We start from the raw sequence: 8720 nt of genomic DNA, 5'->3' as shown, positions 1-8720 counted from the left end.
GGGCTGGGGGGGTGAAAAGGGGGGCAAAAAACGAGTATCTTTGCCAAAGTGGGATACTCCCTGGCAAAAGTTTAGTTGACCTATCTTAGACTTGAGGAAAATAGAAACTATGACACTAACACTTCCCCCATCTGAGAAAAATATCACCAACCATCTCAAACCAATAAAAATAGAATGGTTCCACCACCAACTGACAACTTGGGCACTTCAAGAATTCCGAGACTTTCCCTGGCGTAACACTACCAATCCCTACGCTATTTTCATTGCTGAATTCTTACTCCAAAAAACCGGAGCTTCTACAGCCGCTCCCATTTATGAAACATTTATCTCTCGCTATCCCACCTTAACAACTTTAGCCGCAGCATCAGTAGAAGAAATAGCTACCCTTTTACAACCTTTAGGCTTGCACTTCCGAGCCAAGCGACTCTGCCAATCCGCAGAGCTTATCGTCAAAAACTATAATGGAAAAATACCCGCCACAGAAACAGAATTACTCGCACTCCCCGGTATTGGCAAGTACACTGCGCGTTCCATTTGTGCCAACGCCTTCTCAATTCCCCTCGCCATCCTCGATACCAATGTCGCTCGTATTTTAGAACGCTTTTTCGGAATTTCTGGCGGGAGAGTAAAATCACGCTGCAAGTTACTTTGGCAAGGAGCAGAAGAAGTCGCTCCCCATACAGATGTCAGCAGATGGAATCTGACACTCCTTGACTTTGGCGCTATTATCTGCACGGCAAAAAACCCCCGCTGCACCGAATGTCCACTGCGCTTTCAGTGCAGTTATAGTATTTCAATCAATGCTAAGGTTATACTGTGTGACGAATAGTGGCTAATATTAATCTTGCTTTTAATTACCAAACAGAGTATTATTACATTTTGTTAAAAACATCCCTGTCATGTCTCCCTTTCCTGGTATTAATACTAAGTTATGTATCAATTCTGATGTAATGGGTGAGAGGTAAGAGGTCTTTTTCTTCCTTTTACCCCTTACCTCTTACCCCTTACCTCTCAAAGCAAGTGATGATACAACGAATTATTGGTGGATTATTAATCTATAGCACAGCAGCTATACTATTGAATCTCGTAGGAAGAGCTGCGACGAAACCAGAGACAGCTCAACTGCTACAGTGGCAGAATGCGTCTTTATTTACTCTACCAAAACCAGATCCAGTGGCGGAGGCAGTTATGCAGCAATATCTGAAAGCTTGGCAGACAAAAGGGGCAATACCAGCCAATCAGGGTATCTGGATACAGACTTCATCAGGGTTAAATTTACTAGCAGAGCATCAGGGGACAATTCCCCTTCCAGCCGCTTCTTTAACTAAAATTGCGACAACTTTAGCATCGCTAAATAAATGGGGGCCAGATTATCACTTTGAGACGATAGTGAGTGCCACTGGACTGATAAATAATGGAGTATTGCAGGGAGATTTGGTAGTTACAGGTAGTGGAGATCCTTTGTTTGTTTGGGAAGAAGGAATTGCTGTCGGTAATAGTCTGAATCAGTTAGGGATTCGCCAAGTAACTGGCAGTTTAATAGTAGTTGGAGATTTTTATATGAATTTCCAACAGAATACCGCGATGGCTGGTGCATTTTTTAAACAAGGCATCAATGCTAAAAGTTGGTCTCGAAATTTTACTTTCAAACATGCGACAATGGCAAAAGGAACGCCCAAACCCGAAATTGCGATCGCAGGTACTGTAAAATTAGCCCCAACTCCCCCTCCTGATGCCTATTTCTTATTGCGTCACCAATCTCCCCGCCTCACTCAAATTCTTCGGGAAATGAATATTCACAGCAATAATGATATGGCTGATATGTTGGGTAAATCTGTCGGAGGTGCGCCAGCAGTAATCCAAGAAGTAATAAAATCTACTGGTATTTCTCAGAATGAAATACAACTGATTAATACTTCTGGATTGGGGATGGAAAATAAAATATCTCCCCACTGTGTTACGAGTATGCTAATCGCAATCGAACGATATTTAGCGCCATACCAACTAAATATTGCTGATGTATTTCCCCTCTCTGGACGAGATAAGGATGGTACGATGCACAACAGAAAAATGCCTCTAGGTACTGCCATGAAAACCGGAACATTACGGGAGGTGAGTGCCTTAGCTGGAGTAATACCAACTCGCGATCGCGGTTTGGTTTGGTTTGCTATTATTAATCGAGGTAATGATATTCCCAGGTTTCGTGCCGAGCAGGATCAAATACTCGCAAAATTAGCCGAACAATGGGGTGACTTACCTACTTTTAACCCTAATCTAAGTCAACCCCCCGGAATTATGGGCGATTCCGAAAGAATTCAACAATAAAGAGGTTAAGCTGCTACGCATTTAAACTGTATATTTTCAAGTTAGGAAAAAAGTCATCAAACCCTCTCCCCTGCTCCCCTGCCCCCTGCTCTCAAAACAGACAAATTAAATGCGTGACAGCTTAGAGGGGGAGTTGCCACCCTCACCCCCAACCCCTCTCCATCAAAAGAAAGTAATTAACATAATTTAACAAAAGAAAGTTCTTCACATAACTTAATAAATTGCTAAACGGCTGAAAGCCTCTTAAAATCGTTGATTTTTATTGAGATTAATTCTTAATACTTGACGAGATTGCGTCATTTCAGCGATTGTGGGATAATAATCCAAAGGAGGGCTACTAACCTTTTTGGGATTTTCCACTTTTCTGGTATAGATGATTCCAGCCCGCCATATTTCCAGATGTTAGTTGTAAATACACCAGAGAGTAGCGCGTCATGCTTACAACTGGGGATTGGCATTATGCCAAAATATTCTGACTCACAATCGGGAATACCCATTGGAAAAGTTAAAGTTTCCCACAGCCATTGACTTACATAAACTCTTGGTGGCAATGGTGAAATCAGAAAAGCCTTGGTACTATAGTTTAAGGTAAAACCAGGGAAATTTGCTCAAGGATTAGCCGCCGTAGCGACTTTGAGAAAGGAGAATGGTCAGATTAAAAGCCGTACTGGTTACATTAATAAGACTGGTGATTTTGTCATTGCCCCGCAGTTTGACTCAAGCTTTAGCGGTTTTTTTGACAATGGTTTGGCCATCGTGAGTATCGGTGAGAAGGAAGGTCTGATCGATAAACAGGGTCGATTTGTCCTCCCACCTAAATTCTACTCGATCTCCGACTTTGTTGAAGGAGTGGCAACAGCAAGATTGGCAAAGACGGAATCTGTATATTACTACATCAATAGCTCAGGTCAAGTCTTACCCGAATACAAAAATCTAAGCGACGATTTTTCCGAAGGATTAGTGCCAGTCATAGTTAAAGTTTCTCCTAGTGGTAGTCGGGAGTAAGGTGAGTTGCTCAACTCTGTGTCTCATTCCTGATTTAATTATTAAAATATTCCTGAAAATATTCTGGCTATAACTGACAATTTGGTATTAATTTATCCCCTACTCTCTTAACTAATTCTATACTATATTTTGACAATTTTCCTTGTCATCTTCCCCATTCCCTTTAAGGCGATTGATTTGCCACCCATTTTAACCATTGAATAAAAGAATTGATAAAATTTAATCGCTTAATTCCCGGTGCTTTAGTTTCCGCAATCCCATCCACGCTACATAAAGCTGAATACTGCAAGCCCAGAAAGCTATCCACCGCAGCTTGAGATCCCCCCAAAGTAATCGCCCCAGCCGCATAGATTCGCCCTCGCGATTGGCGCATCTCTACTAATTCAAAGTCATTACTTACCGTTAATCTACCTAAAAAATTCAACGGTAATTTATAATGATTTACCAAGTCATCCAGTAGGGGAGAAGCAGTTACATTGGCATCCAATCCAGTTGCATCAATAATAAAATCTGCCTCTAGACGCATTTGCCCTTTGAATTCTTTATTTTTAATATAAGTAACAATACAATTCCCTTCCTTATCAACTCTTTCCACATCTCCAAACTCAACACTGTACCAACCCAAACGGATTCCTTCGTCTACAATATGTCGCCAATCTTTGCGATCAGCAGTTGTTGTCCCTCCCCAATCACTTAACAAATGCTTTCTTTCTTCAGGGTTAGCTTTTTCCAACATTTCTCTTAATTCTCCACCCCAACAAGCCTTTGGCCAATTAAAAGGTTGAAATTCATAATGGTTTTCCACAATACGTTGAGCTTTCCCGAATTTATTACCTTGGGGCTTAGGGGATCTCATTAAATGAATTAACCTAATTTGGGGATTCCGCAATCGTGCTTGATAGACTCGCTGCACAACTCTTGAAGCCACAATCCCTCTACCGCGAATCATCACAGTGCCACCATTCCGTTCTAACTTTTGGTAAATTCGATCGTGGGGTTCATAAGCATTTACCACCGATTCAAAATCATTCGTTTTTTCCCGATATCCTTGTAAATCTGGCAGAAACTTAATTGCCGGATAGCCAGTTGCTATGTGAAGGTAACGCGCCAATAAAAAAGCATGATCCCGCTTTCCAGTAGTAGTACGAGAATATGCGATCGCATATCGTCCATCATCAGTGGCACGAATCGCCCGCACACTGCCATAGCGAAAGATTTTTGACCAACTAATTCGCGCCATTTCCCTATCTAAGGAATTAAATACATTTTCAGCGCGAGGGGTATAGGTTTGAGCAAAAGTTGGTTCAGCAAAAACCTGCCATAGATAGCCTAAAGATGCCCCCAAATGTCCCCTAAATAGATTGTGCCATGCTTCTCGTAAAGCATAACTAGGCCAACCCCAAATATTATCGGGACAAGAATCAGAATTTGAGCGCAATCTTTCGTGAAGGGGAATTTGCGAATTCAGACAAAGCTGCTTGTAACGACTGTAGGGCTTTTCGTCGATTCCCAATGCCGCAATGCGATCGCATTTTACCCCAGAAATCCTCAAGAAATCTGTCCAAATAAAACTACCTAAACCTCCACCAATTGTCGCATAATCTACTTCTTCTACTGCTAACCCTGTAGCGTGAATATCTTGTACTGCTACCTGCTGTTGTTGAAAGATTGGTGGTGGAAAAGTTCCTTGATTACTTGGAATTACCCCAGCAACAGGTGTTGCTGGTTGAGGTTGAGGTGGTGTTTGATTTGGCTCTGGTAATCCTGTATTTTGATTAAAGGAAATCTGAGAATTAATCGATGGAGTACTTTGGATTCTAACACCCAAGCCTATTGTAATAGTATAAGGACCAATTTGTAGCGTATCGCCATTAGCGATGATACTGCGAGTTTGGCGGCTACCGTTAATAAATGTCCCGTTACGGCTATTTTGGTCAATGACTACTACGTTACCGCTATCGGTATCAATTAAGGTGTGAAAGCGAGATACCTCAAGACTATTGAGAACAATTCGGGCAACTCGATTCCCTTGAAATTCTTGGGGCATTCCATTAAAATCTCGTCCCAGAGCAATCGGGAGATTTAATAATGGTTCTCGCCTATCTCCTGTGGCTGGATCTTCCCAACTTAACTGAATTTGCAAGGGGACAGAATTCATATAATTTTTGTTAGTTATTCTTTGTGAGTTAGCTAGTTATTCTTTGCTATTTATTGTTGTTTGTTATTAGTTGTTTATTTGTAATCAAAATACCTCTTGCCTAAATCATTAAAACCCCACCATAACCCTCACCTTGGCAAGAGGATAGAGCCTGATTTTTCTTGCTTCCCCCCTTGATAAGGGGGGACTGAGGGGGGTAAGTTTTTGACTTTTGCAAGAGATCTAATAAAAATGACCAACAACTAACAAATAACACCCCCTTAACCTGTAATTAAAACACTGGCAGCGGATGCTAAAGAAGTACCGCACCACTGACAGCCGAACCCCATCCGTTCATAAGGAGAAATGCGATGGCAATGAGGACATTCTAATCCATAAGATGCAATATTATGAATAGGTAGATTAATTGGTTTTGGTGGTAGTATAATAGTCTGTTGGATAGGATTATTGGGTGGAGCTAGAGAAACTGCCAAAACCGTTACGATAACTTGTCCTAAATAAATAGTACTACCTTGACTTAGTGGTATTTCCCCGTGGATAACTTGTCGTCCATCTACAGTAGGGGGATTGGTATCCCGCAGATTTCGCAAAACAAAGGTATGGGTAGCGTTATCAAAGAAAATTTCCACATGGAGACCTGATACAGTGAGATCGGAAATTACCAAATCGCACTTTACTGGATCTCTACCAATCCTGACGCTTCCCGGATTTGTACTGGGTTGTCCATCGCGAATAGTAGCCATTCGCTTTTGATGAGCTTCTTGCCATTCTAATATTAGTTCGTGCATTCTTCCGAGTTTGAGCTGGGGAATGGGGAATGGGAAATGGGGAGTGGGGAATGGGGAGTAGCTGGAATAATGCCCCTAGCCCCTTACCTGTTAATGTAAATCTGCTTCCCAAATACCAATATAAATGCGATCGCCCTTTTGACGTTCGATCACACCTTTAAGATAATTTAACTGAAAGGAGAAGCGCCCAGTCTGTTGCTGCCGTACTTTTTGTAATCCTTGTTGGATTTGCTCGTTTAGCTTGCAGCCTAACATGCCATTTAAAGTGATTAAGACTGTCTGAGAATCAACCGCAGAGGTAAATGATGCTTCTGTTTGGCGAATTCGTTCAGAATTTCTATCAAAGAGAAAGCCTAAACTCACCTGTTCTGGTATTAAATCGTAATATACAGCACGAGTATTGGGCCAGTAGCCTTGTGCTGTGCCACTGGGGACACCAAGCATTTGTAGCACATCACTTTTAGAGATTCCTGGCTGAAAACCTGGAACACCAACACCAGTGGGAACACCTCGACATTGAGTTTCAATCAGTTCCCCTAAAGCAGGCGGAAATATTACCATGGATTCCAATGGGAATGTACTCGGCTTTGAGGAAACTAAGGGAGTTGCTTGTCTCTCTGTCAAGTCTGGGGAGAGGGGAGTCGCCAAGGAAACTTGGACAAAACCAGCTATGAGGTAACTGGCAATAATTAATATACGCATTATACTTTGCTGTTTCATTTTATTAAATCACCATCATCGGCGCTCGGTTTTAGTTAGGTTATGTATCTTGTTTAAATTTAAAATTGATCCGCCTGACATATGCCATTGAAATTATTTATATTTCAAATTGACAATAGCCTATACTTTCTCAATTTGATTTGATTAGTCAATTTATGTACTTGTCTAACCTCTCCGCATTGATGCCCTGAGTCTACCTTTCCTTGAGATAAGGCGATAATCCCCCCAGCCTGACGTTTGCTAATTCCGAATGTTTCCTGTAAGTAAGTATTCCATTTAGCTTTGTCAAACTTCCTATCGAGCATGAGTAAATGGTTGACCGTAGCGCAGCGGCACGTTAGCGTAGCTCGGCGAAGCCCAGTGCGGAGAGGGGAGTAAGACTCCCCCTTCCCTTCAAAGAAGAGTAAGACTCCCCCCTTCCCTCGCTCTTAAGGGGGCTGGGGGGTTAGGTTTTTTTGAATCGGTCTTCTAGAAGTACTGCCTACCGACACATGACAAATTACCAATGACCAATGACAAATAACTAATTACTAATTAATATTTTAAGAATTTACAGAGCTTTTGTCCTTAAGATAAGCAAACACCGACTTATCCCCAATATCGGGTGGAATGGGTTGAATCACCTTACGCAAAGCAAACACGATAAACAAAACCGTCCAAATCCCAAGCAAAACCCGTTCCCCAGCTATCGGCAATATACCAGTCAAGTGTCCCAGGAGGAGCATCGGGACTAAGGGTGTGAGAAACTTGGTTTCCAGACGGTTGAAGCAAAATGCTTCCTTGAAATAAACCCCGGTTAACGCCACAAAGGTAAAACCGATACCGAAAAGTGTCGTTGGGCGATCGTAAATAGATAGAAGAAGAGGCTCACTGCTAGAAAAGCCGATGACAATTGCCGCAATAGCACCAATTCCCCAAAACAGTTGCAGTAATCGGTGCAGAGATTCCATATAAATGTGAATCGCCACCAAGCTAACCCCCAGCGCCAGACAAAACAAGGCGTAGAGGGGAGTGAGTAGGGTTAAAAATGTTGGATTATCACCCTGTAATAAAACTATTGCGCTACCCATCGCAAAGCTCAATGCTGCTAGCACTAAGCCACTGCGGTATACAATTACGCCAGTGCGATCGCTTGTCGTAATCGTAAATTCCCCAAATTGCCCCTGATAAACCTCTGATTCCCACTGCTGTTGTAACGTCATAATCGATCCTCTGCCTCTACATACCTGAATGTTAGCTAACATTTTTAAGGGTACGGCTACAAGGACGAAGCCGAAAAGAGTTCCCAGACTTTACTATTTATTATTTTTCAAATTGACCCTTTTGATTATAGGGAGAGTACCACTTCTATAAGTGTCCCCATCGCTGCGATTAGGGAGTGGGGAGTGGGGGAAGAGAGTTTTGAGTTTTGAGTTTTGAGTTTTGAGTTTTGAGTTATAGCTAGGGACTAGGGGCTTTCTTGCTAGGGGCTAGGGAAGAAAGTCGTAAAATCAATGGTTTCAGGAACTGAGAATGTCTTAACCGCCCTGGCGGTTGCTATAAAAACTCAAAACTCAAAACTCAAAACTCAAAACTCTCTTTCCCTACTCCCCACTCCCTAACTGAGAGTAGCAAAAGCTAAAGGTTCTTTGGTTACTGGGCTTTTACCTTCAATAGTTTCTACAGATGGTTTATTATAAGAAAATAGCCTGAAAACCCCGTGACTTGAGTCCGGGGATGAAAGG

7 protein-coding genes and 1 pseudogene are annotated in these 8720 nt (G+C 42.1%); 4 read left to right on the top strand and 4 right to left on the bottom strand.

Annotation, left to right across the window (positions count from 1 at the left end):
* The first annotated feature begins 109 nt into the window (after positions 1–109).
* The 4 genes and pseudogenes from NJ959_RS21130 (at position 110) to NJ959_RS21120 (ending at position 3330) form a co-directional block, all read left to right on the top strand.
* The gene (locus NJ959_RS21130) at positions 110–829 is read left to right on the top strand and encodes an iron-sulfur binding domain-containing protein (RefSeq protein ID WP_254013720.1); all 720 of its coding nucleotides are present in this window, start codon (positions 110–112) and stop codon (positions 827–829) included.
* A 194-nt stretch (positions 830–1023) separates the two neighbouring features.
* Positions 1024–2325 (top strand): D-alanyl-D-alanine carboxypeptidase, encoded by a 1302-nt coding sequence (locus tag NJ959_RS21125; protein WP_254013719.1) that lies wholly within the window; start codon positions 1024–1026, stop codon positions 2323–2325.
* Between the two features lie 415 nt (positions 2326–2740).
* Positions 2741–2911, top strand: a pseudogene (locus NJ959_RS30795) (RNA-guided endonuclease TnpB family protein); the annotation flags it as partial.
* A 47-nt stretch (positions 2912–2958) separates the two neighbouring features.
* Positions 2959–3330 (top strand): WG repeat-containing protein, encoded by a 372-nt coding sequence (locus NJ959_RS21120; RefSeq protein ID WP_254013718.1) that lies wholly within the window; start codon positions 2959–2961, stop codon positions 3328–3330.
* Between the two features lie 163 nt (positions 3331–3493).
* On the opposite strand, the gene NJ959_RS21115 is transcribed toward NJ959_RS21120, so the two are convergent.
* The 4 genes from NJ959_RS21115 to NJ959_RS21100 all read right to left on the bottom strand — a co-directional run bounded on the left by NJ959_RS21115 (position 3494) and on the right by NJ959_RS21100 (position 8198).
* On the bottom strand, positions 3494–5488 hold the full coding sequence (locus NJ959_RS21115; protein ID WP_254013717.1) for an FHA domain-containing protein: 1995 nt from the start codon (positions 5486–5488) through the stop codon (positions 3494–3496).
* A gap of 260 nt (positions 5489–5748) precedes the next feature.
* Positions 5749–6276, bottom strand: a complete 528-nt coding sequence (locus NJ959_RS21110) for an FHA domain-containing protein (RefSeq protein WP_254013716.1) — start codon at positions 6274–6276, stop codon at positions 5749–5751.
* A gap of 90 nt (positions 6277–6366) precedes the next feature.
* Complete coding sequence (locus NJ959_RS21105; protein WP_254013715.1) at positions 6367–6978, bottom strand: hypothetical protein; 612 nt, start codon at positions 6976–6978, stop codon at positions 6367–6369.
* 560 nt (positions 6979–7538) lie between these two features.
* Positions 7539–8198: a DUF2301 domain-containing membrane protein gene (locus NJ959_RS21100; protein WP_254013714.1), complete on the bottom strand. Its 660-nt coding sequence runs from the start codon at positions 8196–8198 to the stop codon at positions 7539–7541.
* Positions 8199–8720 lie beyond the last annotated feature (522 nt).

Origin of the sequence: Limnofasciculus baicalensis BBK-W-15, assembly GCF_024178385.1 — a bacterium.
GTDB lineage: Bacteria > Cyanobacteriota > Cyanobacteriia > Cyanobacteriales > Coleofasciculaceae > Limnofasciculus > Limnofasciculus baicalensis.
Note: the sequence above shows the minus strand (reverse complement) of the source record. Positions and strands in the feature narration are given on the sequence as shown.

What these genes read in the sequence shown, in the direction of transcription:
- NJ959_RS21115 (WP_254013717.1), bottom strand. Translation starts at nt 5,488, where the DNA reads ATGAATTCTGTCCCCTTGCAAATTCAGTTAAGTTGGGAAGATCCAGCC.
- NJ959_RS21100 (WP_254013714.1), bottom strand. Translation starts at nt 8,198, where the DNA reads ATGACGTTACAACAGCAGTGGGAATCAGAGGTTTATCAGGGGCAATTT.
- NJ959_RS21125 (WP_254013719.1), top strand. Translation starts at nt 1,024, where the DNA reads ATGATACAACGAATTATTGGTGGATTATTAATCTATAGCACAGCAGCT.
- NJ959_RS21110 (WP_254013716.1), bottom strand. Translation starts at nt 6,276, where the DNA reads ATGCACGAACTAATATTAGAATGGCAAGAAGCTCATCAAAAGCGAATG.
- NJ959_RS21105 (WP_254013715.1), bottom strand. Translation starts at nt 6,978, where the DNA reads ATGCGTATATTAATTATTGCCAGTTACCTCATAGCTGGTTTTGTCCAA.
- NJ959_RS21130 (WP_254013720.1), top strand. Translation starts at nt 110, where the DNA reads ATGACACTAACACTTCCCCCATCTGAGAAAAATATCACCAACCATCTC.